Annotated in this window: 17 protein-coding genes; 4 read left to right on the plus strand and 13 right to left on the minus strand. The window is 45.5% G+C overall.

Going from position 1 to position 24,450, the window contains the following annotated elements; genetic code table 11:
• Positions 1-10 precede the first annotated feature (10 nt).
• The 3 genes from AC1DCV_RS24400 to AC1DCV_RS24410 all read left to right on the plus strand — a co-directional run bounded on the left by AC1DCV_RS24400 (position 11) and on the right by AC1DCV_RS24410 (position 3,683).
• Positions 11-1,732, plus strand: coding sequence for an NHL repeat-containing protein (locus AC1DCV_RS24400; protein WP_477025608.1), 1,722 nt, complete (start codon positions 11-13; stop codon positions 1,730-1,732).
• A gap of 102 nt (positions 1,733-1,834) precedes the next feature.
• Positions 1,835-2,500, plus strand: a complete 666-nt coding sequence (locus AC1DCV_RS24405) for a DUF4397 domain-containing protein (protein ID WP_477025609.1) — start codon at positions 1,835-1,837, stop codon at positions 2,498-2,500.
• A 10-nt stretch (positions 2,501-2,510) separates the two neighbouring features.
• Positions 2,511-3,683: an IPT/TIG domain-containing protein gene (locus AC1DCV_RS24410; RefSeq protein WP_477025610.1), complete on the plus strand. Its 1,173-nt coding sequence runs from the start codon at positions 2,511-2,513 to the stop codon at positions 3,681-3,683.
• An 84-nt stretch (positions 3,684-3,767) separates the two neighbouring features.
• Here AC1DCV_RS24410 and AC1DCV_RS24415 read toward each other — a convergent pair whose 3' ends face one another.
• The 7 genes from AC1DCV_RS24415 to AC1DCV_RS24445 all read right to left on the minus strand — a co-directional run bounded on the left by AC1DCV_RS24415 (position 3,768) and on the right by AC1DCV_RS24445 (position 12,228).
• Positions 3,768-4,226, minus strand: a complete 459-nt coding sequence (locus AC1DCV_RS24415) for a hypothetical protein (protein ID WP_477025611.1) — start codon at positions 4,224-4,226, stop codon at positions 3,768-3,770.
• Positions 4,227-4,264: 38 nt separating this feature from the next.
• Positions 4,265-5,014 (minus strand): SDR family NAD(P)-dependent oxidoreductase, encoded by a 750-nt coding sequence (locus AC1DCV_RS24420; protein ID WP_477025612.1) that lies wholly within the window; start codon positions 5,012-5,014, stop codon positions 4,265-4,267.
• 29 nt (positions 5,015-5,043) lie between these two features.
• Complete coding sequence (locus AC1DCV_RS24425) at positions 5,044-5,748, minus strand: hypothetical protein (protein ID WP_477025613.1); 705 nt, start codon at positions 5,746-5,748, stop codon at positions 5,044-5,046.
• A gap of 207 nt (positions 5,749-5,955) precedes the next feature.
• Positions 5,956-6,240: a winged helix-turn-helix domain-containing protein gene (locus AC1DCV_RS24430; protein ID WP_477025614.1), complete on the minus strand. Its 285-nt coding sequence runs from the start codon at positions 6,238-6,240 to the stop codon at positions 5,956-5,958.
• A 13-nt stretch (positions 6,241-6,253) separates the two neighbouring features.
• Positions 6,254-6,826 carry a hypothetical protein gene (locus AC1DCV_RS24435; RefSeq protein WP_477025615.1) on the minus strand — a complete coding sequence of 191 codons (573 nt, stop codon included), beginning with the start codon at positions 6,824-6,826 and terminating at the stop codon, positions 6,254-6,256.
• 202 nt (positions 6,827-7,028) lie between these two features.
• The gene (locus AC1DCV_RS24440) at positions 7,029-7,184 is read right to left on the minus strand and encodes a hypothetical protein (RefSeq protein ID WP_477025616.1); all 156 of its coding nucleotides are present in this window, start codon (positions 7,182-7,184) and stop codon (positions 7,029-7,031) included.
• A gap of 160 nt (positions 7,185-7,344) precedes the next feature.
• Positions 7,345-12,228, minus strand: a complete 4,884-nt coding sequence (locus tag AC1DCV_RS24445) for a PKD domain-containing protein (protein WP_477025617.1) — start codon at positions 12,226-12,228, stop codon at positions 7,345-7,347.
• Positions 12,229-12,777: 549 nt separating this feature from the next.
• Between AC1DCV_RS24445 and AC1DCV_RS24450 the strand changes: the two genes are divergently transcribed.
• On the plus strand, positions 12,778-13,692 hold the full coding sequence (locus AC1DCV_RS24450; RefSeq protein WP_477025618.1) for a hypothetical protein: 915 nt from the start codon (positions 12,778-12,780) through the stop codon (positions 13,690-13,692).
• Between the two features lie 163 nt (positions 13,693-13,855).
• On the opposite strand, the gene AC1DCV_RS24455 is transcribed toward AC1DCV_RS24450, so the two are convergent.
• From AC1DCV_RS24455 to AC1DCV_RS24480, 6 genes are read right to left on the minus strand one after another with little or no spacing between them, the layout of a single operon-like run.
• On the minus strand, positions 13,856-18,130 hold the full coding sequence (locus AC1DCV_RS24455) for a discoidin domain-containing protein (protein WP_477025619.1): 4,275 nt from the start codon (positions 18,128-18,130) through the stop codon (positions 13,856-13,858).
• 53 nt (positions 18,131-18,183) lie between these two features.
• Positions 18,184-18,690, minus strand: coding sequence for a hypothetical protein (locus AC1DCV_RS24460; RefSeq protein WP_477025620.1), 507 nt, complete (start codon positions 18,688-18,690; stop codon positions 18,184-18,186).
• 46 nt (positions 18,691-18,736) lie between these two features.
• Complete coding sequence (locus AC1DCV_RS24465; RefSeq protein ID WP_477025621.1) at positions 18,737-19,510, minus strand: heme ABC transporter ATP-binding protein; 774 nt, start codon at positions 19,508-19,510, stop codon at positions 18,737-18,739.
• On the minus strand, positions 19,510-20,541 hold the full coding sequence (locus AC1DCV_RS24470; RefSeq protein ID WP_477025622.1) for a FecCD family ABC transporter permease: 1,032 nt from the start codon (positions 20,539-20,541) through the stop codon (positions 19,510-19,512). The genes AC1DCV_RS24465 and AC1DCV_RS24470 overlap by 1 nt, the downstream gene beginning before the upstream one ends.
• Positions 20,528-21,397: a heme/hemin ABC transporter substrate-binding protein gene (locus tag AC1DCV_RS24475; RefSeq protein ID WP_477025623.1), complete on the minus strand. Its 870-nt coding sequence runs from the start codon at positions 21,395-21,397 to the stop codon at positions 20,528-20,530. Before AC1DCV_RS24475 ends, AC1DCV_RS24470 begins: the two co-directional genes overlap by 14 nt.
• 27 nt (positions 21,398-21,424) lie before the next feature.
• Positions 21,425-23,746, minus strand: a complete 2,322-nt coding sequence (locus AC1DCV_RS24480; RefSeq protein WP_477025624.1) for a TonB-dependent receptor — start codon at positions 23,744-23,746, stop codon at positions 21,425-21,427.
• Between the last annotated feature and the right edge of the window lie 704 nt (positions 23,747-24,450).

A 24,450-nucleotide genomic window follows, 5' to 3' on the forward strand; every position in this document is an offset into this window, starting at 1 on the left:
GAAACATTTTATGAATATAAAAGCAGACGGAAAAATATTGTCATTGCTATTCAGCAGCATGGTTGTATTCTTTTTTTCGTGTACCAAATTTGAGGAAAGGTTGGATGCCATGAATAAAGAATCAGGTATTATTAAGGTTGTAAAAAATACAAAGAATATTGAAGAGGCGCAGATAGATGAAACCATTACAGTATACGCTAAAATAGGTCAGCCAGATGCTGTTATCAAGCTATATGTATCAGGTGTGGAAGCCCCTGTGGTAAGCCGTGGTCATCGTGTGGGAGCTGTTCCGGGAAGGAATGACAACCTCAGCGTTCCCATGGATACTTTTGATATAGTAGTGCCTAAGGCGGCTAAAATAGGTCCTGGCAGTATTTACTTTAGTGTAAACGATGCCGTACAACCCGCACTGAATTTTAATGTAAAGCGCCCCGACATACTGATGCCTAATAAAGTGCTGGTAGTCCCTTATTTAATCGCGTACTCTGATAGTACGAAACGGGACGATGGGACCTTTGATTATACTTTTCCGGAAGTGCTGAGAGATGGACCATTTGGCACCGCCGTAGTGAATACCACTGCAAAACTTACTTACGACAAAGAACGGGAGTGTTTCTATTTTCTCGACTATCAGCGGAGTGATGGCTCCTATCGCATACGCAGGCTGAAAGATGGTATGGTAACCACTATTGCAGGAGGAGGGAATAATTACTTTGCTGCTACCGGGGCTGCCTTGAAACTTAGTGCAGAAACGACTAACAGTATTGGGGTAACAGGACTGGATATGAAACCCGGGCCTGATGGTAAACTGTATTTTACCAACTCATTTACAATAGAAGCCGACCCCATTACCGGGTTGCGTAGCTTATATTCTCTTATTCAATGTATAGACCCAACAACGGGTAAAGTGGAGATCTTAGCCGGGAATAATGGCCGGTCGGTGGATTATTATTATTCCAATTATCAAAAGAGCTTCAGAGGGCTGGAAGACGGGGCGAAAGATTCGGCAATGATCGGGAGCCCACGCGCATTGACTTTTGACAAACAAGGGATTCTCTATTTTATAGATGGAGGAACTCAGTCTGGTAGCCTGCTTCGCAAGCTGGCAAAAGATGGAAGCGTGCAAACCGTGCTGGGAAAGATCAATAGAGAGTATTACGAATTTGTTGATACAGATGATAAAACCTATTCGGTGATATTTTACTCAGAGATTGCGGAGCACAGTGATGGATTTGGAGATGAAGTACGCTTGTATGGCGCTCTCAGTATGGTTCAGGCAGGCAACGGGAAATTTTATATAGTGGGCGAGGGAGCCGGATGGGGAACCAACATTGTAGAAGTAAACATGGATACCAAAGAGGCGTCTACGGTGGTGGGCTTGCCGGAAGGTCAACGGACAGATTATACGACCGGTACATTTAAAGAAGTGGGGCTTTCGATTGTTAGCACATTTGATGTTGATTACGATGGGAATATACTCTATGGTCGTAACGCCATTTATAAAATGGATTTGCAGTCCGAAACTATTTCTCAAATGACAAAATTTACTGCCTTTCCTCCGGAATTCACTTCAGACCGGCAGTTTATGAAATATACACAGCCAGGCACCAACTGTATTCTTGGCACCTTAAGCAGTATTGTATTTGATCAGTTTGGCAACCTGTATGCCGGTTATGAAAATGTGTCTGCCGGCGTAGACGTAAGGATGGTAAAAGTGGTGATAGAAAGATAAATCACAAGCTTTATTCAAGAACAAAACAGTCAAATGAAAAGATACCTTATAATAATTTTATGTTCCGCCATTTTAATAACTGGCTGTAGTAAAGATGCTGGAATGCCCGTGTATCCTACACTTTCGTACTTGATGGTGTACAATGGCTCACCTGATTTTTATGGTGCCAGCAGTATGGTACTTGTAAATAATTCCCTGTACGGTACCCGTGGTTATAATGAGAATGGGGCAGGGTTGGTAGGTGCTTTCAACTTCTCCAGGTATTCGTTTATTGATACAGGCCTTTATCGTATGGCCTTTACCGATTCGACTACTCAACCAGCAAATGCAGCTAAAATCTCTGAAACGCTGTTACCTTTTGAGAATCAAAAACATTATACGGTTTATCTGCTGGATAGTCTTGGCTTTTTTAACATCATGTATACACAGGATGACGTAGCCCGCGATGCTGCCAAAGCTAAAATAAGACTGCTACACCTTAGTCCTGATGCGGGAACTGTATACCTCAGAATAGATACTACTCTTATCGGTGCTATTAAGGACGTTGGCTTCAGAAAGGCAACGGATTATACCGCCGTAACACCGGACATAAAGCCTGGTATTCGCATTATGTATAAAGATGAAGCTGGCGTGGAAAGAACCCTTGTACGTAAATCGTTTCCGCTGGAAGCGGGCAAGTGCTATACGATGATATTGCGTGGCTATCGTGTCCCCGCAGATGGCAATGTAAATAAAACCATCAACTTAAGTACCATCACCAATTTTTAGTTTAAATACCATGAGAAGCATACATATATTTTCCTGCATTTTCGGATTGGTTTTAACAACCATGATTGCCTGTAAGAAAGACAATACTCCCAGTGAAGGTATGGTTATTGGCGCTGTGAAAGTTGAAAAAATAAGTACCGGTTTTGTACAGGCTGGTGATGAACTTACTTTATACGGCAGTAACCTCGTTCAAAAGGACATAATTACAGAAGTATTTATAACAGGACGCCCATCGGAGATGCTACGCTCATCTGCGGATAGCATCACCATCAGGGTACCTGCAAAGGTGCAAAACGGCAAAGTGATGGTTACCCTTAGCAAGGGTACAAAGTTTAGCAGYGTGTATGGCCCGGACATAGTGGTACTACCTACACCGCTGATAAAAAGCTTTGCCCCGCTTGTAGCCTATGGTGGTGATACCATTGAATTGTACACAGAGAATTTTAGTGATACAGAAACTAACAATGCAATCTTTATTGGTACCAAAAAGGTACAGATTGTATCAAGAAAAGGAAAAGACACTATTCTTGTAAAATTACCGGCAGATGCAGTTAGCGGCTTCTTTTCCTGGCAAACTTATAGTGGTCCCCTGTTTAAAACGGAGACGCCCTTTCCAGTAAGACAAACCAACTATGCTGCCAGCACCGTGGCTCAATGGTTACAACAAGATCCGGGATTTTCGTATATGGATACGCTGGTGCGTGGCTACCCGGAGCTTGCCGGAGGCAATTATCTGAGTACCCACAAAACGGTTTATGACACGGTATTACAGTATATTAATTCTCCTGATAGGAAGTACACCATTTTTTTACCATGCAATGCGGCTTATGAGAAGAATACCAGTAAAGCGGCCTTCCTTGAAAAAGTGAAGAACAAACCCTATAACTACAACAGCATGCTGGCAAATACTATTGTGCCGGGGCAAAATATGCGGCTCTCTGCCATGCAGGATGGCGACAAAGAGAAGACAGCCTATACAATGAAGTTGGCTTTCTGGCAGTACGATGTTCCTGTAAATGATTACAATTTTATAAAAATTATCATGGAAGATGGCGTAAAATATGCGCAGGTGTGGGGGCCATATGATCAAACTCAACCCAGGGTAAAAATATTGCGCGAACACCAGGTAGGCAATGTTACAATTATTGAAACAGATGGAGAACCTGGCGTTGTATATTACTAGCGAAGTTTTGACGCGCACTATCACCCAAAAGGCTTGTAATCAGCGATTACAAGCCTTTTGGGTGATAGTGCGTGTTCCGATTTATCATTGCATTTTAGTAAGCGCAATAATCAGCAGTCCAAGCGAAACAGCCTGCAATACATTTCTTGTCGTGGTCCATTTCAACCATTGCGCAGCTCTTTTTTCAAGCGCCGGCGTAAGGGGAGTGGTAGCAGGCATTTTAGCAAAAGCCAGTATCTCTCTTACAAAATAACCACCGGTTAAACCGGCAACTACCGCAAAACAGGTAAATGCGAAGATCAGGTACCATCGAACTTCGGGATATTTCCAGTTGGTGATGATCGCTGTAATTAATGAAACAATGAACAGCAACTGCGCGGGGATCCAGAAAACGGTTGACTTTTTAGCTTGGGGTGTAATCAATCCAAACGATTCCGGCGGATGAGCAAACCATTTGGGCATACGATAAATCCGCTCATAAGCGCCGACGATAAAGATCAGCATCGCACAGCCGGTAGCAGTGAATAATGCGAAGATATTCATGATGTTTATTTTAAAGTGAAGGATTCATAACGTGATTGTTAGCCGGCTGTTATGCCACCATCGATAGCTAAGGCTGCACCAGTGATGAATTTAGACTGATCTGAAGCCAGGAAAGTAAGAAAAGGTAGGATGTCATCCACGGTGGCTATTTTGCCATTGGGCATACCCGCTGCAATTTTTTCATACAGGCCGGGTGTTTTGTATACTCCAGCCAACCATTGTTCTGTAGCCATGGCGCTAATGACTAATGCATTTATCCTGATCTGGTTACGGGCCTGTTCCAGGGCTGCTGCTTTGGTCAGGCCGATTACGCCATGTTTGGCAGCTACATAGGCAGAGATGCCTTGTGCCACGCCCTTTACGCCTGCGGTACTCGCGGTATTGATGATACTTCCGCCTGTTTGTTTCATAGCCACTATTTCATATTTCAGCGCGTGGAATATACCAGTGAGATTGAGTTGCATATTGTTCACGAATTGTTCACTGCTCATATTTTCGAGTGGTCCGAAGTATAAGTTTGCGCCTGCATTATTAAACGCAACGTCCGGAGTGCCGTATAAACGTACTGTTTCAGCTACAAGGTGCGCTACCTGTTCTTCGTTGGTAACATCTGTTTGTATAAATGTGGCTTCACCACCTTTTATGCGGATGTCTGCTTCAATAGCTAATCCTTTTCTGGTCCGTCTTCCACAGAAAACAACCTTGGCCCCCTGGGCCGCAAAAGTCTTTGCGGCGGCTGCGCCCAGCCCTGAGGTAGCTCCTGTAATTAATACAACTTTATCTTTCATGTTTTATCCGTTAATGGTGATTAATTAGATCATGGAGCAGTGTTTACCTGCCTGTGTTTTGTTAGGGTAAATCCTGTACTGATCAGCCAGATGTAAGATCCGAAGCGGGCAAGGGGAAGCAGATACCCGGCTGCCGGAATAACGAGGCTTAACGTAGATAGCTCGGCAATTCCCGCCAGTACCAGCCCTGACCAGGCCACCCATTTGGGGGTGTATCCTCCCAGCAGGCAGGGAACAGATATACCAGCCATCAGTAAACCAAGTGCCACAATATGAGCAATACCGCCGCTGGCAAAGCTCAAAAGTTGAACAGCATGAAGGACATGCACCTCATCTGCTATACCTGGTTGTGCCATTATCCAGCCGCAAAGGCCGGAAATAGTAATAAAAAGGGACGCAGTTATACCGCCAAACATCGCAATGCTAACACCGGATGCATTTACTCCCAGGAAACTTAACCGGCTCGTCACCGTTGCGGTAAAAAGGCCAAGCGGTATCGCTGCCCCAAACTGAAAAAGGGCATTGAATTTAATCGCATCCGGAAACCGGAGAAACACCTGTTGGGCATCCACCAGGGAACCGTTCGGCCGGGGAAAGGCAGCACCATGCGACAATACCCCGAAAATGATGAGGCTTGCTATAAACAGTGTAGTATATACAATAGCGAGTGCACCCGGATTGGGCCCTCTGTGCTGCTCATAAGGAGAATGATGTACTTGATTTGCGGTAGACATAATGACTGTTTTTATGATGATGGAAAAGTTATTCAAAGCCTTTCAGCGGGATATTTACTGTGAGTAAGCATTTTACTGTTAATGTAGTTTGTGTTGCAAACTAAAAAGGTAAAAAAATATCGCCCTGAAACTACCTTGAAAAAAATGTCAATGCAGGCACATGGCTAACCAGGGTGCCTGTTCTATCATGTGTATGTGGCTTGTTTCTCATAAATGCAGATATTTTTTGATATCGTCTACATATTTCTCAAAAGCTTTCTTGCCTTTGGTGGTCAATTTGCAAATAGTATGAGGATAGTTTCCTTTAAAAGTTTTTATCACTTCTATATATTCTGCCTCGCTTAATTTCCTTATCTGATGACTCAGGTTGCCCTGAGTTGTTTTCGTGATTTCCATCAGGTAACTGAAGTCAGCCTGTTTCATTTTAATCAATGCAGATATAATTGCCAGCCTTACCGGAGTACTTAGAACAGGATCTAATTCATTATACATTTCAGCGGTAAATTTAAGTCCTGGAATATTTCAGTAAGTACCCCGGTACAAGGTAACCTGTAATCACGGCAATGCCTTGCAGCAAAGGTTTATAGTTATCGGGTGTAAATACACTGATGACCGAGAAAAGCAGGAATAAGACGCCACCTGATACAAGTGGTTTAAAACGAAGTACTAATCCGGAAACCAACGTCCCGATACCACCAATCAATAAAGTATATGTAAACGGTGTGGCGGTTTCAACAATATTGATAAAGATCACCAATGCGAAGCTGATACCCAGCACCAGCCACAGTTTTTTAAGATAGCTGGCAATATAAGTTTCGGACTGGTGACGCATGGCACTATGCCGCCACAGGGAAATAACAATGCCGGTAACAGCAAGTAATGGGAAAGGAAGGAAAAAGTATTTGAAGGAAGTATAATGCTGTAGGAGGAAAAAAGAAAAGCTGGCTATCGCAATCAGCCAACCCCAAAGCAGGTATAAAAAGCTATACCCCTTTATGTTTTCTTTAGTCTGTGCAATCACTGCTGCGATCACCTCCAGGCTCTGAGCCGGATCTAAATGATGCTCTCTGATGTCCATCTCTTTGCTATTTTCTAAAAACAAATGTAAATATAGTTTGCGATATAAACCAAATTTAATGATGGATTTTATTTTGTGATGGTGTTGTATTCATCTGCTTCCAGCCAAATAGTAAGGCCAGCATAAAGCAACGGTGCTTTATACTGGCCTTATATTTAAGTACCTGGCAGAAATAGCTGTGATTCGCCTGAAGGCGGAGTCATCAGCAATTAATCCTGGACCAGGTAGGACAACTGGTGTCATCAATGGAAGTCAGGCAGATCTTGCCAGCTCCTTTTCCTTTTTCCTGGTTTACGCTGTTAAGATCTGCGATTTTGATTTTGCCCAATTGGAGTTTTTTTTGCTTTGTCGATTTCATAAATCGTGATTTAGGTTAAAACGAATGAGGATGTAACAATGCCGAATAATGAAAGTAAGTATGCGTTGGTAGTAATTCATTATCCGAAAAAAATAAAATTAACGGAATCTGCTGCGATTTTACAGCACTGATCGGATCGCACGAAAATTAAATGCCATACTTATTTCACCAGGAGAATACTTCCTTTGAACTCAAATTTTTCGCCATTTTCGCAGATAGTTTGCATGTAATAAATATAGCTTCCCAGTGGGGCGTCCTGGTTATTTCTTCGCCCATCCCAGCCGGCAGCAGGCACATTGATCTGGAAGTGTGTATTTTCAAATACGAGGTTACCCCAGCGATCATAAATACGCAGGTACCCGATTTCTTTCACGCCTTTACCCTTGGGATATACACGGTCGTTTTGTCCATCCTGGTTAGGTGTAAATGCGTTAGGCATAAAAATAGCGGCCTGATTGCAAAGGATATGTATGGTGACCTCATCTTTTGCTTTACAGCCATACCTGTTTTCCACTTCCACCGAGTAGGTGGTAGTAAGGTTGGGAATCACCTGTATAGATGCACAGGTTGGGCAATGGAGCGCCTCGGGCGGAGACCATTTGTAGCTGACAACATCATTGCTGGCGGCAGCGGTGAGCTGCAGCGTCATGCCAGCCGGGGCGTTCTGGTCTGGTCCTGCATTTACTAACGGGTAAGGGGCTACGATTACCTGCAGGGAAGTTTTATCAGAGAAGCACCCTTTGTTGTCATAGCCCGTCACGGCGTAGGTGTAGTTACCTGTATTCGCTAAAGTCGCCGTGGTAGTACCTGCATCCGGATTTGCCAACCCCATGCCTTCCCATTTGTAATAATCCGCTCCGGAAGCAGATAGTGGTAGTACTGCACCCAAACAAAGAGAGGTATCCGGTGTTGCGGTTATTTTAAAAGGTTGAAGTACCTGTAGTGTTAACTGATCTGTATTGATGCACCCGTTAATGTCTGTTACTTTCACCTGGTAGGTGGTATTGGTATCCGGGCTCGCCGCCGGCGTTGCGCTCAATGGGTTATCCAGCCCGACAGCAGGCGTCCATTCATAAGTGCTGCCTCCGGTGGCCTGCAGCCTGGTAGTGTTATGAAGACAAATAAATTCACTCAGTGAAGTGGCTTTTGCATTGGGCAGCGGGTTTACGGTCAACAGGTGCCTCGCCGTATCAATACATCCATCAGTATTGGTAACAATAAGCGATACGGCTACGGGGCCAGGCTGGGAGTAGGTTTGCGCTGGTGGCTTGCTGACAGCCGAGGTTTGCCCGTTACCAAAATTCCAGTTCCAGGTGAGTCCATTGTCGTTGGTGGCGCTGCCGTTGAAACTGGCGGGCGATTGCACGCATACTTTACCCGGGCCGGCAATATTTGCTTCCGGCTTAGTATATACGTTCACGTTAGTAGTGACTGTTTGTTTGCAACCATAGGCGGTAGTGGTAGTAAGACTGAAATCATATTTGCCTGGTGCAGGAATATAAAAAGATGGGGTAGCAGTTGTTTCGTTGGAGGGTGTCAGTGAGGGATTAAAGTCCCATTTATAGATAGCTGGTTTGCCTAGCTGATCAATAGAAAAGCTATTGAATACCGGGTGGAAGGCCACAGTCCCTTTACCACAAAGAATAGCCGGTGTTGGCGTTAACTGTACATCCAGTTTATCTATAACAATAGGGCTGCGCAGCAGGGCACTGCCTCTGCAGCCGGAAGCATCAGAGAGCAGCAACCGGGGCTGATAGATACCAGGTGTTTTGAAAACATGTTTCACTACCGGATCGGTGGTATGAAGGATAATACCGTCAGTAAAATCCCAACTGAAATCCTGCGCACCATTGTTGGTAACATTAAATTTAATTTCCTTTTCCAGGCAGCCACCATCCGAACTGGCTATTATAGCGGCATAGGGGCCTTTTACTTCCATGGTATCAATGTATTTGTCTTCTACACCCGCTTCGCCTTTAGCCGTTAGTACCACCACATAGCGTCCCGGTTCCGTATAGGTATGTATGGGATTTGTTTCTGTGGAACTGGTGCCATCTCCAAAACTCCAGTTGCTGGAAACATAGCTGAGAGAAGTATTGGTAAAGAAGAAGATCATAGGGGCACAGCTACCACCATTTGCAAAAATGGAACTGTAGGTAAAGTCGGCCCCAACCGCAGATACTCTTACCTGTTTTTCTGCGTGGTCTTCACAGCCATTGTTATCCTTCACCTGCAATACTACCTGGTGGGTACCCGACAGGGTGTAATTGTTGATGACCGTTCCGGTGCCGGTGGAGGTATGGCCATCTCCAAAGCTCCAGTTTACACTGGTGATAGAGCCACCGGTTTCGGTAGAGTGGTTGTAGAAGTATACATCTGTACCTGGTTTAACAAGATAGCTGCTGGCATCAAATACGGCGTGGGGGCCTTTTACCTGCAGGGTATTATCATAGCCATAGCTGATACAGCCTTCTTTGTCTGTTACCTTCAGCATAGGGTTATAACTCCCTGGTTGTTTATAGGTATGCAGGAAAGGGCCTTTTGTGAACGTGGCAACAGGGGTACCATCGCCGAAATCCCATTGCCATTGGCTAATGCCTGCGCTATGAGTGATATTGGTCATGTCCGTGAATGTAAGTTCGCTGCCTGCACACTTTGCGGCGGGTAGCTTAAACGCGGCAACGGGGCCTCGTACATTTACGGGTATGATGTTACTGAGATCTATACAGCCTTGCAGGTTTTCTGCAGATAATTGTATTAGTTCTTTGCCGGGAGGCAGGTTTTTGTAAATGAATATTTGCTGATCATCAGTGATACTTTGGTCTACACCATTGGCCAGCCATTTGTAGCCGGCAGATTTATAGATAGCAGCGTTGTAGCTGGTGATAGCCGCATTCAGCGAATCATTGCTGCATAAAGTAGTTTTATCTGTAGTGATCACTACCTGAGAAGGCGCAATTACTGTTACCTTAAGTCCTTCATGTGTGGTACAGTGGCTGTCTTTGGTAGTAAGTGCCACCTCGTAAATACCACTGCCGGGAAAAACGTGGGTTAAGGTAGCAGTGGCGACAGTATAGGCCGTATCGGTACCATCGCCCCAATCCCATTGCCAGGATTCTGCACCGATGGAATGATCCTCGAAAACGATGGTGGTTCGTTTGTTACAGTCAACCGGCCGGATAGCATATCGTGGGAATGGGTTGGTAGCAGTGATGTATTCTTTTTTAACAAGGGTATCATAGCAGGTATGATTACCCACAATCATTTGTACCGTATACGTTCCGGGTAGTTGGTAGCTATGTGTGGTGTTTTTGCCGGTACCGGTGCCACCATCTCCAAAATCCCATTGCCAGTTGTCACCAATATCTGATTGATCCTTGAATGTAGCCGGATTATTACCGCAGATTTTCGGCGCATCCGGTGAAAAGAAAGCGGGAACCGGTTTCTTATATACCGCTACATTATTGACAGTCTGTACTTTTCCCGTACAGCCGTTGACGGTAGTATAGGTCAGGTAAACGGGGTAGATGCCTGCATGATGATAGGTATGGGTAGGCGTTGCCAGCGCAGCTGCCGGGCTGCCGTCACCAAAGTCCCATTCGTAGGTTTTAATCACGTCTTCATTATTGGTGACGGCACTGAAAGTGGTCACCAGTCCTTCACAACCAGTTCTGTTTTTTGCATCTGCTGTTATTTTTACCGGAGATATATTGAAGCTGCTGTCAGTGGTAGCTATGCAGCCGTCTTTGCTGGTAGTTATCAGTGTGGCGGTATAATTTCCGGCTGTAGTATAGGTATGTGCAGGTTGTTTGCCGGTGGAGGTTTGACCATCGCCAAAGTCCCATTTCCAGGCAACGGCGGCAGGGGCATTGTCAGTAAACCTGGCGGTAGCGGGCATGTTACAAAAAGGTGGTACCACTACGCCTATGCTGGCAGCAGGAGATGGCTTTACGTCCAGCTTTTTTTCTACCACATCCACACATTTACCATAAGTAGCGGTTAGCTTAACATTTAGTGGCCCCGCGGCAGAAGGGGTGTAGGTAGTAGTATTATCTGTATTGTTCAATGCCGGTTGTCCGTTTATTTCCCAGGCCACCTGGAGCTGATCGGTAGTGGCAAATACACCGCCAAATGTGCCTGGGGTATTGGAACAAACCGGAGCCGGAAAGGTGAAGTTGGTGGTATATGCGGCTACGTTAATATCAGCTATTTTTTTAGTGGCAGTACAATGCTGTTCATTGGTTACGGTGAGGGAAACCCCGTGGAGGCCCTTGCTGGTAAAGGTATGCGTACCGGGATCTTTTAGGGAAGAGGTGCTTCCATCATCAAAAGACCAGTTGTACACCAGGTTGCCTGGTCCGGTGGAGGTATTGGTAAGTTGTATGGTGGCAGGTGCTTTACAGAATATTTTATCGGCAACGCTAAAGCCAGCCACAATAGGAGGAGCTACCTTCACCAGGGTATCCACTAATTTAAAACTGGTGCATTGATAGCTGTTGGTAACTATGAGTGTTACGGGGTATTTCCCTGCCTGCTGGTAGGAGTGCGTACTGTTTTTGCCACTGCCGGTTGTTCCATCTCCGTAATCCCAGGTATAGGTAAGTAAGGTACCGCTTACCGGGTCTGATTGATCTGTAAAAATAGTTTGTAACGGTGCACAGCCACTTGTGTTTGTTGCCGTGAAATCCACTTTAGGTCTGGATCTTACGGTGATAAATCCTGTTTTGGTGATGGTGGCAGATTGTCCGGCCGCATCTTTTACCGTCAGGGATACTGTATAAATGCCGGGTTTGACATAGGTAGCCCCGGGGTGCTGTTCGGTAGAGGTATATCCGTTACCGAAGTCCCATTGCCAGGATATTGGCTGGCCTGTCGATTTATCACTAAATGTTGTTAGCAGCAGTTCGCAATCACTGGTTGATGTAGCATTAAAGTCTGCTCTGAGTTGTTGTGCCTTTGCTCCCAAGGAAATAAAACAGCCTGCTAATAGAGAGGCAAGTAGTGATGGACCCAATTTAAGCTTTGCCAGGCTAAAAAGGTTCATTCATGGATACGTTGTGTTACCTGAATTTACGCTATTAATGGCAATGTACAATCATGTGCCATTAAAAAAGAAAGCGGAGGTGATTTGCCGGGGCGGGGTCGTTTATTCATTACTAGATCAGTTAGGCCATTATTTTGTTAATCATGATCAACGAATTCATTTAATAATTCAAATTATATCCTAGATTTGGAGACTTATTTTGTTAATCGTGATCCTATTTCCTGTGGGAGCTAAACAGCGCGTGGTAAAGCGTTCAGCTTAGCAACTGTTGTGTAATTGATCCCTTTCTTTTTACAATGAAGCAATTATTTTTATCGACCGCTCCAATTTTAGATATCAATGTAAATGTTCTCAAAGATTGTCAACTCATCATAGCTGCGTGGTGCAGTTATAATGTTTTTGATACTACAGAACAGGTAAGCTTCTCCCATCATAATATCTATAACCCGGTAAATACTTTGTATAGAAGTGTGTCAATGCGTTGCATTGGTACACCATGTTGTCTTATTTCTTAATCGCCTGAAATTGAACAAATCCCTTATTATTCCTATGAAAACTTTGCTGAGTACTTTGCTACTGATTTTTATCTGCCATTCATTATTTAGCCAAACGGTTTACCAGATCCGCGCAGACAGTGTCCGCATCTATAATACTTGTGACACGGCGGAGTTAATCCTCGAAAACAGGACCCAGAAGGTGCCCGGCTTTCTCTTTAATAAAGGACAGGGACGAACAGAGTTCCGGCAGTTACAGTTAAACATGTCCGGCAACGCGCTCTCTATTCCAGGCCAGGATACAGTAGACCTGGGCTTATGGGGAGATAGCAGGTATGATCTGGCTGGCAGCAATTATAAAACTATTCCCAACGGTACTGCTGTTCCGTTTGCACAGTGGCCTATGAATAAAGTGGTAGGATATGGTATTTATTCCGGCATCGATATGCCCACATTGTCCGACCAGGCTTTTCAATCAAGAGGAACAACACTTTACTACAATGGCCTGATGGTGGGCAACGGGACCACAGGTTTTGATATGGCCGTTAACTGGGACGGCGAGTTGCTGGGCCCTAACGGTGTTTTCTTCAGAATTAAAGACGATACAAAAACGGCGTGGAGTAACTGGCGGGAGCTGTTGTTTAAAGATTATGCAGAAACACATTTCCAATCAAAAGAAGTCATTAAGATAAAGGAAGGTGCAAGTGATGCAAGAATGGGGGTCATAGACCTTGCAGATGGCGAATATACTGCCACCGTTAATACCACCGCGCTTACTGCTAATAGCCGTATATTTTTGACGCCTCAAAGCGGGCAGGGAGCCATTGGGTCTGGGCCTGCGAGCCTTTATGTATTAATTGTCAATGTGAGCTCCTCCACGCCGGGTGAATCTTTTACAATTACTTCCAATAGAAACAGGACCGGTTTAGGACCCGCGAAAATAGCCTGGATGATCGTAGAAGCCATGTAATGGGGAGATTCAACTCCGCAGGCTATTTTATGAACATCCCGACAAGGTGGCCAGAGCAAATTGGTTAAAGTGATTTTCCCCGGATACGCCTTTTAGATTTAATTACAATAAAAAGAGCTGCTTCAAATTTTGAAGCAGCTCTTTTTATATCATTTATTTTCAATTAGTTCGCTATCACAATTTTTCCACTCGTTACCTGTTTAACAGTACTTATCTTGCTATTGAAAATATTATAGATGTACACACCTGCAGGCAGGTCGCTGGTATTAATTTTGCCGCTGCCTGTAATACGCTGTGTCTTTATCATTCTGCCATTCATATCATACAACTTCACGACCAGGTTGCCAGCCGCTTTATCCCGGATATTGATACTTTGACCGCGTTGTAACATCGTTGGGTATACGTTAATCCCGGCAGCCATTGTTGTTTTCAGCATCATCGGCGCAAGGGTAGTATCAGGGCAACCGGTGAAGGTCAGTTCTCCAACGGAAGTCCATGCATTACCATTCACTTCTGACGTAGCTACCAGTTTTACATATTTAGCTTTTACTGTAGGGCTGAATACCACATCCTGTGAAGCCGTGCTGTTCACAAAGTTGCCGGTGGCTACTTGTGTCCAGTTAATGCTATCTGTACTTACATGTACCTGGTAGGCATTGATGCGGCCATTAACGGCTGCCTGTCTTGGTACATAGGTGAGCTTACTGAGATTGTATGCACCACCCAGGTAGACAGCTACATAATGTGGCATAGGAGCGGTGCTGTTATACCATTGTGTATGCCAGAAGGTAGTGTTGTTGCCGTCGATCACATTGGTAACAGGCGCGCTTTCACCAACCGTTTCCTGGCTGTCGAACTGATAAATCCTCAGTTGCGTGCGTGGTATAGGGGTGTTGCAGGCAGACGATGCTGGCGGTGTACCGGGGATACCAACACCCAGACCCCCCAGGCCAGTATTAAACGTAGCCGTTACATAGTAAATGGTAGCGCCTTTTTTACTGCTGGTATCTCTGCCTACCTCAATGGTACCCGGACCATCCGGGGATGGCGTGGCGGGCGTTACATTACTGATGTTGCTTTTAACTTTCACCAGCTGTATACTGTCCCATGATTTGCCGGTAGCAGTTTCCCATCCTGACTTTTCTGATGGGCTATAGTAAAGGGTTACACTTACTTTGCCTGCCRCGTTATTATTGGCAGGTGTTATTTTCACTGTCTTAGATGCGAGATAATGTGCAGGTGTGGCGTCCCAGAATTGAGTGGCGCCGGTACCGGCACGGTCTACTTTTACCGTGGTGCAGCCATAATCAAAGCTGCTTTGGTTTTGCACCTTTGCAATGATTTTGCCACTGGTGTCGGCAAAGTATACGGTGGCATTGGGTCCGAGATATTGGGTGGTAGTGGTATTCAATGTGCTGGCTACTGGTGTTACAGACGGCCTGGTATTGATGATCAGGTTAGGTCTTGTAGAGCCGTATCCCGGCGCATTAAATGAACAACCGGCACCACTGGTCTGCCGCTGGAAGGCGGTAGGATTCGCACCGCTCACGGATACAGAAGCAACGAGGTTGTCTCCCTGGTCATTGCCATCTGTATTATTGTAGCAGGACTGTATCAGGAGGTTGGAGTAGCCATCCCAGTAGTAAGGCTGGGAGAACGGTATCTGTATCCAACCGGTATCGGTAACACTGATGCTGCCGGAATATACGCTTGTAAGCGGACTGGCATCGAACAGGGTTTCCGTGAATGCTGTTTGTGGCGTTGCACCTATCGCTACATTGAAATTCTGGAAGGTGCTGGTAGTTGTCACTGTCCTGGAAGTTACATGGTAGGACACCGCGTAAATGTATCCTTTCTGTATACCGCCGGCCCTTAATTCATCGGCAGGATAAATGGTCTGGGCCTTCTTATCGGATTGGGTGCCATTGAACGGACTGGACGCACTTCCTCCGGTGGTACCATTGCCATACGTCAGATTCACCAATGCGGTATCTCCTACAGGAGAGGCATCCGGATAGGTAATATTTATGCGGGCAGTTTGCGCTGATGGATTGGCCATGGCATTTGTTGTGCCGGTTACGTTGAAAGTAAGAAGAGCAAACTTACTGATAGGATCCGTTTTACTGCCATATACCCTGATGGTAACTGGGCGTACAGCTGCCTGACCGGATGCGAAAATAAGGGTATCACCTGGTGTGGTGAAGCTGCCATTAGTGGTGATATCATAGTCAATACCACGTATAGCCGAAGACGTAGGCCCCACCACCAGCTGTACGTTGGCATTGCCGGCAGGAGCGGGACTGACTGACAGGTTGAGCGTATAATCGGTGTAAGGCTTACATCCGGAGACGTTGGTGCCGGCAGCAGTTGTACCTACATTAACAGAGGCAAAAGAGATTAATGGTGTAATCTGGTTGTTGAACTTGGTACCAAATACACCTCTTCCGTAAAAGCTTACACGCAATTCACTGCTATCGGCTACACCGTTATTGTAGGCAAATAGATCTGTAATATCTGCTACTGTAGGTAGTCCTATGGAGTAGAGTGACCAATCGGTCATGTTTTTATTCCGATAATAAACGCCTCTTGCCGTAGCGAGATATACAGATTCGTTGGTGGCGTAGCGGTCTTCCAGTAGTTTTATCACATTCACAGGAGGGAGAGAGCCACTGATATCGGTGTAGGTATTTCCCTGGTCAGCAGACCTGTACACTTTACTTCCGCAGGCGAGGTACACGATATTGGTATCGCTGGCGATGGTAGTAACGCTGGCAGCTATACTGGTAGCTACCGGAGCGGCCACGCTGGTGAATGTAGGCGTGGCAGCAGTAGCATTACGGGAGCGATATACTTTTTGATTGGTGGTTACGTAGTATACCACATTTGCACTCGCATTACTTACCTGCAGGGCATTGATCTTTTCCGTGTTATTTACCAGTTTGGTCCAGGCAGGAGAAGCCGCGGTGATGTTGGCACTTCTCCACAAGCCGGTATCAGCAGCAAAAGCAATGGCTACATTTTGTGGGGTGAATTCCAGCTGCATATTGTTGGTGCCGGTAAAAGGCAGGTTGTAGGTAGCATCGCCACCGGTCACTGCTCTTCTTTTTCCGTTGAAATAGTACACCTGGTTATTGGTATTGTAATCAAAGTTAGATCTGGAGCCCCAGTCGCCACCTCTGTTAGTAAACCAGGGATTGCCGGCGTATTTATAATATAGTTCTCCGTTATCCTGGGTGCCAATACTGATCATATCTCTGCGGATAGGACTATTGGACGCATGATACACTTCAGAAGTGGCCAGGCCGCTGCATTTGGGTACCCAGGTGGTACCTCCGTCGGTGCTGAGCCATACGCCGCCATCGTTGTAATTAAACAGTTTGGAGGTATTGTAAGGATCTACTTTGATGCCATGCATGTCGGTATGGATCATGGTGGCCCAGTTAGCTTCCATTTGGGTCCAGGTGCTGCCACCATTGGTACTTTTCCATACCAGGTGTCCTACTATATACACCGTATTGGCATTGGTAGGATCGGCGCACATGCCGTAGTTATAATTTCCCTGACCGGTGCTGGTACTCGTATATCCGTTGAGGTTAGGAGATACATCTCCTTTCACCTGGGTAAAAGAAACGCCGGCATTTGTTGACTGATACACAACGCCACCTGCGGCGCCGTTGTTGGAGCCCACCATGGTAACATATACCCGGTTGGAGTCTGCCGGAGTTACCGCCACCCTGGTGCCATTGGCGCCATTGGCCGGCAGCGTGAGGACAGTCGGGGTCCAGGTATCTCCCATATCCGGGGAGGTATAGAAAGCACCAGCCGTTGTTACTGCATATATGGTTTTGGTATTGGCAGACGCTTTGAATACCATGTCGGTAAACTGTCCACCTGCCAGTTGCTGATTCCAGGAAACACCGCCATTGGTGGTTTTCCAGATACCATCATTGGTAGCTGCCACCAGTACATTGTGATCCGATGGAGACATCAGCAGTTCCAGGGCCATACGGTTGCCGATACTGCTGTTGGCAGGCAGCCATGATTGTCCGCCGTCAGTGGATTTATAAATGCCGAGAGAGGTACCGTAATAGTTGGGATCACCGGTGCCCAGGTACATTACCTGGTCGTTGGTATAATCAATACATACGGATGCACAGGCAGCCTTAGGCAATTCATCAGTACCCATTAGTTGCCAGGTATTGCTGGTATCAGTACTTTTCCACAACCCCCATACACTGGTAGCGTAGATGGTGCTGGCACTGGAAGGATGGAATTTCATTTGTGTGACGCGGCCAATGCCATTGATCTGGCCGGAAGAATTAACGGGAAATAATACCGGGCCAATGTTTCGCCAGTTACCGTAATTCTGGGCAAACGCAGCTGACGAAAGCAGCAGGCATACCGGTAAAATCAGTGATAGATATTTACGTATATACATATCAGTTATTACAGATTGAGGTGGGGAATATTTTTCGGATAGAGGGCCTGTTATTAATTGGTCCTGCTGCTGTCTTTTTCTTTTTGGTCTTTGGCCTGTTTAGCGTTAATATTTGTTTTCAGTTCCTTTTGCTGCCGCCAGATCTGGATCTGTTGGTCCTTATTGAGAATAGTGCCGTCTGGCTGTACATAGGGCAACATCTGCCGACGCCACCACTGGTATTTTTTGTACTCAAATGCATATTGTTCCCCTTCTTTTTTTGCTTCGGATTCCTTTCTTCTAAATAGCCCGAGAAAACGTCGTTTTCTTTCAGAATTATTTTTTACATCCAGTACTTCATCTTCTTCTACCGGAAGTTCTTTGCCTTTCCAGTAGTCGTTAAAAGATTTCTCAATAACGAAGAAGTTAACATTAGGATCATCCATCATTTTGATCCATTCGGGAGCGGGTTTCTGACTCGACCGGGCATTTTGTTGTGCCCCTGCGGAGAAGGTGGTAAGCAACAGTGCTACCAGCAAAACGTAGCGCCATAGCGGCATGCTGACTGATTTTTTTTTCATTGTGGCTGTTGGGTTTAAATTGGTTCAATATTCTGGTTAGTCGTTTTTAAAATAAAAGGAAATACCTGTCTGCTGATTCATAGATTTCAGGCTCCATCCGGTATACTTTTCGTATATGTGATGAGGTTAGTACATCCTCTCTTGAGCCGCTGCATACCAGCTTTCCCTGGTGCAGGAGGAGGAGGTTGTCGGCAAATTTTGCCGCTATATTGAGATCATGTACTACGCCTATTACCACCAGGTCCTGCTGCTGTAATAATGTTTTCAACAACTGCATAAACTGGTACTGATAATGTACATCCAGGAAAGTAAGCGGTTCGTCCAGTAACAGGTAACGGCAGGAGCGCGGTACCGGCTCCCATATCTGGGCCATAATACGCGCAAAGTGAACCCGTTGTTTTTCTCCGCCCGATAGACTCATATAATCACGCGTTGCCAGCTGTTCGAGGTCAAAAAGCTGTAACGCTTCCCCGCAGTACTGTAAGTCTTTGCTGCTGTAGTCTCCACTCATATGGGGGTATCGGCCCATCATAACTATTTCTGCTACTTTTAATGGAAAGGATAATTCCATATGTTGAGAAAGTGATGCGCGGATACGTGCCAACGCTTTGCAGGAGAGGGTGGCTACAAGTTTGTCCTGGTACTGAACGATGCCTTCATCGGGAGCCAGTTGTCCGCCTGCTACTTTCAGCAGGGTGGATTTACCGGCGCCATTAGGTCCAATCACCAGGTGCAGTTTGCCTGGCGCAAAATCAGTACTGATCTCCTGCAGTAAAATTTTACTGTCTGCTTTACAGGTAATATTGGATAACCGTATCATCAGAAATAATAATTTTTTTTCCGCAGTAAAAAGATGAAAACGGGGACGCCGGCAACGGAAGTAACGATCCCGATAGGCAGTTCTGCAGGCCTTAAAAGGAGTCTTGCTGCCACATCGGCGAGACTGAGCAACACGGCGCCGGCGAGCGCGCTGCCAATGACCAGGTAACGGTTATCGGCGCCTTTCCATATTCGCAGAAAGTGTGGCACTACCAGTCCTACAAAACTGATCACGCCGGTGAAGGCAGTCACGACTGCAATCATGACCACATTGATGATTAATACTTCCCTTTTTAAGCGTTGTACCGAAACGCCGGCCAGCATCGCTTCTTCTTCTCCCAGTATCAGCAGGTTTAACTGGCTGGTATAGGATAAGGCACGCCAGAAGCAAATGGCGAGTACGATACCTGTAATGGTAACGGCATGCCAGTTAGCGCCAGATAAGGTGCCAAGGTTCCAGAAAGTAATAGAACGCGCCTGCGGGTCGCGGGCAATATAGGAGAGAAAGCCGGTGCCACTCAGGAATAATGCGTTGATGGCAATGCCTGTCAGCAATAGCGTTACAATCGCTGTTTTACCCGTTTGTTTTTTCTCTGAAAAGCCAAGTACCAGGAAGGTGGCCAGTATGGCACCAGCGCATGCTGCCAGGGGAAGTGTCCATTCGCCGGCATTGAAATGTAACGTTGACCCCAGTACGAAATAAAGTGCCGCGCCAAAAGCAGCCCCGCTGGAAGTACCTATTAATCCGGGTTCCACTATGGGATTCCTGAAAAGCGCCTGCAGCAATACACCGCCAACAGCCAGCGCAGCACCCGCCAGCAGACAGAAGATGGTCCGGGGCAAACGTATTTCCATAAAAATACGTTCGTGCAGGGAGAGCGGCCCACCACCGGAAAAAGTTTTGCTTAAGGCACCGGCAATTTCTGCGGTGCTGATGTTTACTGCACCATAACAGGCCGACAGGAGTACTGTTACTATTAGCAATGCAGTGAGCAGGGGATATACCCCCCGGTACTGTTTACTTAACGGCATGTATCAGCTTTTGAAAGGCGAGTACATTAGCACCAGTCCTTGGCCCCAGGTATACGATGTCATGCTCTTCTATCCTGAAAATCCGGTTGCTTTGTGCCGCCCTGGTACCGGCAACGCCAGGCAGTTCCTTTATCTTTTCAACACTGCCTAACCTGTCATAACCAAAGTCTGTCAGTAAAATAACATCCGGGTCCGCCTGTGCAATCATTTCTGCTGAAACCTGCTGCATGCCTTTGTCTCCACCAATAGGAATAATTCCGCCGGCCCAGCCAATCATTTTTCCGGCAGTACTTTTTTGCGTAATGGCCAGGTAAATATTCATGGCGCGACCAAAATGAATAATCACTACTTTTGGCGTGTCGGTGTATTGGTGAACGTTAGCAAGCGCTTGTTTCATCTCCGTATCTAATTGCTTACAAAGACTATCGGCCTGCGGTTCTTTTTTAAAATAGCTGGCCAACTGCCGTATCATAGCTTTATCCTGCTCAATGGTATAAACACTGTCCGCAAAGGTTTTCATCGGGATCTTCATTTTTTCCAGCTGCCGCATCACGGGTTCCGGCCCTATATTATTATCGTGTATCACCAGTGTGGGGTTCTGTGCTATAATTCCTTCAGCACTTAGTGCCCGGTGATAACCCACAGTGGGTAACGATTTAATTGCCGGTGGATAAGTACTGGACAGGTCTACTGCTACCAGGTTTTTTTCAGCGCCCAACGCATAAATTACCTCGTTGTATTGCTTGGATAAACAAACAATGCGGGTATCGGTGATATCACTTTTAGGGTTGCCAAATCTGCCACAGGAAGTAAGTATAACGACCAGGATTACAGGTAATACATATTTTAGTTTCATGACGTAGTATTCCGGTTTAAAGAATGATTAGAATTTATAGTGCAGATTAAATCCTCCATACCAGGTTGCCTTGTAAGGCCCTGGCAGGTATATATTAGGCGTTGCTCCGCTGAAGTTGGCGTTCAGGAATACCATGGTGTAATACTTGCTGCCGGTGAGATTATTACCGCCTGCAAATACATCCAAACCTATATGTTTGCCAATACGGTGTTTATAACCCAGTTTAGCCTGTAACAACGTATAGGCATCTGCGTAATGCCTGTTATCGTATGTGATAGGCATTTTGTCTACATACTGTAAAGTGGTATTCAGGTAAACACCCCATTTAGTGATAACATCTGCTCCGCTATTGAAGAGATGAGGTGCTATGCCGGAAGCCTTATTCCCGTTGTAGTTAATGGTTTTGGGGTTATTGTTATTGTCGCTTTTGAAATCGTTGTACGTAAAGTTGGAGTAGGTGTAGCTGATAAAGGGGCGTATCAGCGAGAAGGCCGCCGATTTGGTAAAGGAGATGCTATAAGCCAGATCTGCTTCTATGCCACGGTTTTGCTGGCCGCCGGCATTGGTGGTAACGCTGTATAATACCGTTCCGTTGTTGTCGGTGATAGCCTGTGAAGTGAGTTTATCTTTTATCTCCATATCAAATACTGCCACCTGGAATGTGAGTTTTTCATTCAGCAAACTACCTTTGGCACCCAGTTCATATTGTGTTGATTTTTCCGGCTGCAGCCCGGTGTTTACCTGGCTGATCTGCGGAATCACTACCTGGCCGGAGGTAGGAGGAGAATAACCTTTACTGACGCCGGCATATATAGCGATCGTTTGGGTCAGTGCTTTTAACAGAGAAAGCTGCGGCGTTACTACCGGTGTAAATGTTTTATGACCCGACTGGTCTTTGTGGGAAGGATTACCGGAATTGGTTAACCGGTCTGTTATGCCGTATTCAATATAGTTATTGCTTACGCCGGCAGTAACTGCAAAGCCCTGAGGCAATTTTATTTCCCATTGCGTGAAAATGCTGTATTGCATAGTGGCCAGTTCCAGGTCACCACTAATTGGTCCTTGTACATTATCTGCAAGACCGTAACTTTTTTTGAAGGAATTTGTCTTCTGGTATTCTGCGCCAATAGTACCATTCCAGGTAATGGTGCCGCCAGTGAAGTGCAGTCCAAATGCTGTACGGGCCCCAAAATTCTGTGCTGTATTGGAAGACAGCCCTACTGCAAAGGCCTGTGATTGCTTGTATCCGCTGAAGTAAGCACTGGTAAGATTACTGACATGAGACGAAAAAGCATAGTTATGGGAAAGTCCTGCGCGATAAGTTTCAAAAGCCACATAGCCATGATTTTTCAGATAAGGTACTTCCCCGGTATCTTTTTTCTGTGCAAACTGTATACTGTCCAGTTGCCCTGCGAGTTGATCGTTGGAGCTGTTGTAGGCTGCATACACGGAAAATGTTTGCTTTTCATTGCCGTAAAAATCACCGATGAATGAAACGAAATCTTTTTTTGATGCGCTGTTGATACGGTAGCTGTCGTAGTTCTGATGGCCGTAATTCAGCATCACCGCAGATTTCTGGTCAGCATATTCCAGGCGGGTATTGGTTCGGAACAGGCCATTGCTTCCGGCGAGGGCTTCCTGTGTAATATGTGTACCGGGGGAGGATGGTTTCAGCGTAAACATTTTCAGCACGCCTCCAATGCCGCTGCCGTATAAACTGGATGACGGCCCTTTAATAACCTCCACGCGACCCAGGATGGAAAAGTCAATATCATCCAGGATTGTGGTTCCTTCTGCATCGGTTACAGGAATGCCGTTCAGGTAGGCTTTGTATCCTGTACCATTGAAGTTGGTATTGTTGCCGTATCCCCGGATGGTGATACGCTGTCCACCGGACATGGTTCTTTTTTCCATCCGTACGCCAGGAACGAGGTTCAACGTATTTTCAAGAAAGAGTCCATCATTTCTTTGTAGATCCTGCCTGGTAAGCATGGCCACTGATCTGGATTCGGAGAGATTTGGAGATGTACCGGCATGTACGGTGACGGCATCCAGGCTGTAGATAACAGCGGTAAGACCTATCATCAACTGCTTGCTGCCGTTGCTGGCATGAATACTTTGCGACCCATAACCAACTGCTGTTACAATAAGGTCATCACTGCCGTTATAATCAATCCCGAAATTACCACCGGCATCTGTTGTCGTCAGGACTTTACCGGCGGCAGATATCTCCGCTCCTTTAACAGGCGTTTGTGTATAGATATCATATACTTTTCCTTGTAAAGATTGTTGTGCATAGCATTGTAGAGATATGGCTGTTATCAGCAGCCATGTAGCTAACGTTTTCATTGTTCTTTTAAGTTATGGGTTTAGGATGGCTACTATCATGATGGTACCATACATACTTGCAGCAGGCAAATGAGAGGCACACAACACATAGCAGCGCTATTGGCGATAATGAAATTTTTTAAAAAGAAATTGGATCTAAGCGGTGCAGATCTTGTTCACAATAAAGTCAGGTTCATCAGTGGCGGTCGTCTATGCAATTACACAACACACGCTGGATTTTGGTTGAGTCTCTTAACTGTTGGTTAGTTTATCCTTTCTTACTCATCTGGTTTGGCTGATCAGTTGGAATGCCGGATAATGCTGACAACAGGTGCTTTCATTGTTCATTGACAGATTGTTGATAAATATTGATTCGGGTTATTGATGTTATAAATGTAATGAAAAATTATCTTGTTCCTAATTTTTAACAAATTTTCTATATGGAAACACGGTAACTGATTAATTTTCTATTCTTTATACAAATTGATGTTTGTATTGACAAGACGGAACCTGATTGCTGGAAATAAGCAATTAAAGGATTCACTCCGTTGTCAGGAGGCAGGTCATTTTTTTGAATAAGGAGGAAGTACCTGTCGGTAAGAATTCAAAAGATGATTTCATCAGTATCCTGTGATTGTAATCCGGCGCTCTCTCACATAAATTAATTATTCCTTAAAATTTATCCCATATTACTGAACATTTATGGAGATAGATTATTTTATGTA

The organism is Chitinophaga sp. 10T418, assembly GCF_056394125.1.

Excerpts from the sequence above, each read along its gene's own strand:
- AC1DCV_RS24400 (WP_477025608.1), top strand. The coding sequence starts at position 11 with ATGAATATAAAAGCAGACGGAAAAATATTGTCATTGCTATTCAGCAGC.
- AC1DCV_RS24475 (WP_477025623.1), bottom strand. The coding sequence starts at position 21,397 with ATGAAACTAAAATATGTATTACCTGTAATCCTGGTCGTTATACTTACT.
- AC1DCV_RS24460 (WP_477025620.1), bottom strand. The coding sequence starts at position 18,690 with ATGAAAAAAAAATCAGTCAGCATGCCGCTATGGCGCTACGTTTTGCTG.
- AC1DCV_RS24405 (WP_477025609.1), top strand. The coding sequence starts at position 1,835 with ATGCCCGTGTATCCTACACTTTCGTACTTGATGGTGTACAATGGCTCA.
- AC1DCV_RS24440 (WP_477025616.1), bottom strand. The coding sequence starts at position 7,184 with ATGAAATCGACAAAGCAAAAAAAACTCCAATTGGGCAAAATCAAAATC.
- AC1DCV_RS24415 (WP_477025611.1), bottom strand. The coding sequence starts at position 4,226 with ATGAATATCTTCGCATTATTCACTGCTACCGGCTGTGCGATGCTGATC.
- AC1DCV_RS24430 (WP_477025614.1), bottom strand. The coding sequence starts at position 6,240 with ATGTATAATGAATTAGATCCTGTTCTAAGTACTCCGGTAAGGCTGGCA.
- AC1DCV_RS24420 (WP_477025612.1), bottom strand. The coding sequence starts at position 5,014 with ATGAAAGATAAAGTTGTATTAATTACAGGAGCTACCTCAGGGCTGGGC.
- AC1DCV_RS24435 (WP_477025615.1), bottom strand. The coding sequence starts at position 6,826 with ATGGACATCAGAGAGCATCATTTAGATCCGGCTCAGAGCCTGGAGGTG.
- AC1DCV_RS24480 (WP_477025624.1), bottom strand. The coding sequence starts at position 23,746 with ATGAAAACGTTAGCTACATGGCTGCTGATAACAGCCATATCTCTACAA.
- AC1DCV_RS24425 (WP_477025613.1), bottom strand. The coding sequence starts at position 5,748 with ATGTCTACCGCAAATCAAGTACATCATTCTCCTTATGAGCAGCACAGA.
- AC1DCV_RS24445 (WP_477025617.1), bottom strand. The coding sequence starts at position 12,228 with ATGAACCTTTTTAGCCTGGCAAAGCTTAAATTGGGTCCATCACTACTT.
- AC1DCV_RS24470 (WP_477025622.1), bottom strand. The coding sequence starts at position 20,541 with ATGCCGTTAAGTAAACAGTACCGGGGGGTATATCCCCTGCTCACTGCA.
- AC1DCV_RS24450 (WP_477025618.1), top strand. The coding sequence starts at position 12,778 with ATGAAAACTTTGCTGAGTACTTTGCTACTGATTTTTATCTGCCATTCA.
- AC1DCV_RS24465 (WP_477025621.1), bottom strand. The coding sequence starts at position 19,510 with ATGATACGGTTATCCAATATTACCTGTAAAGCAGACAGTAAAATTTTA.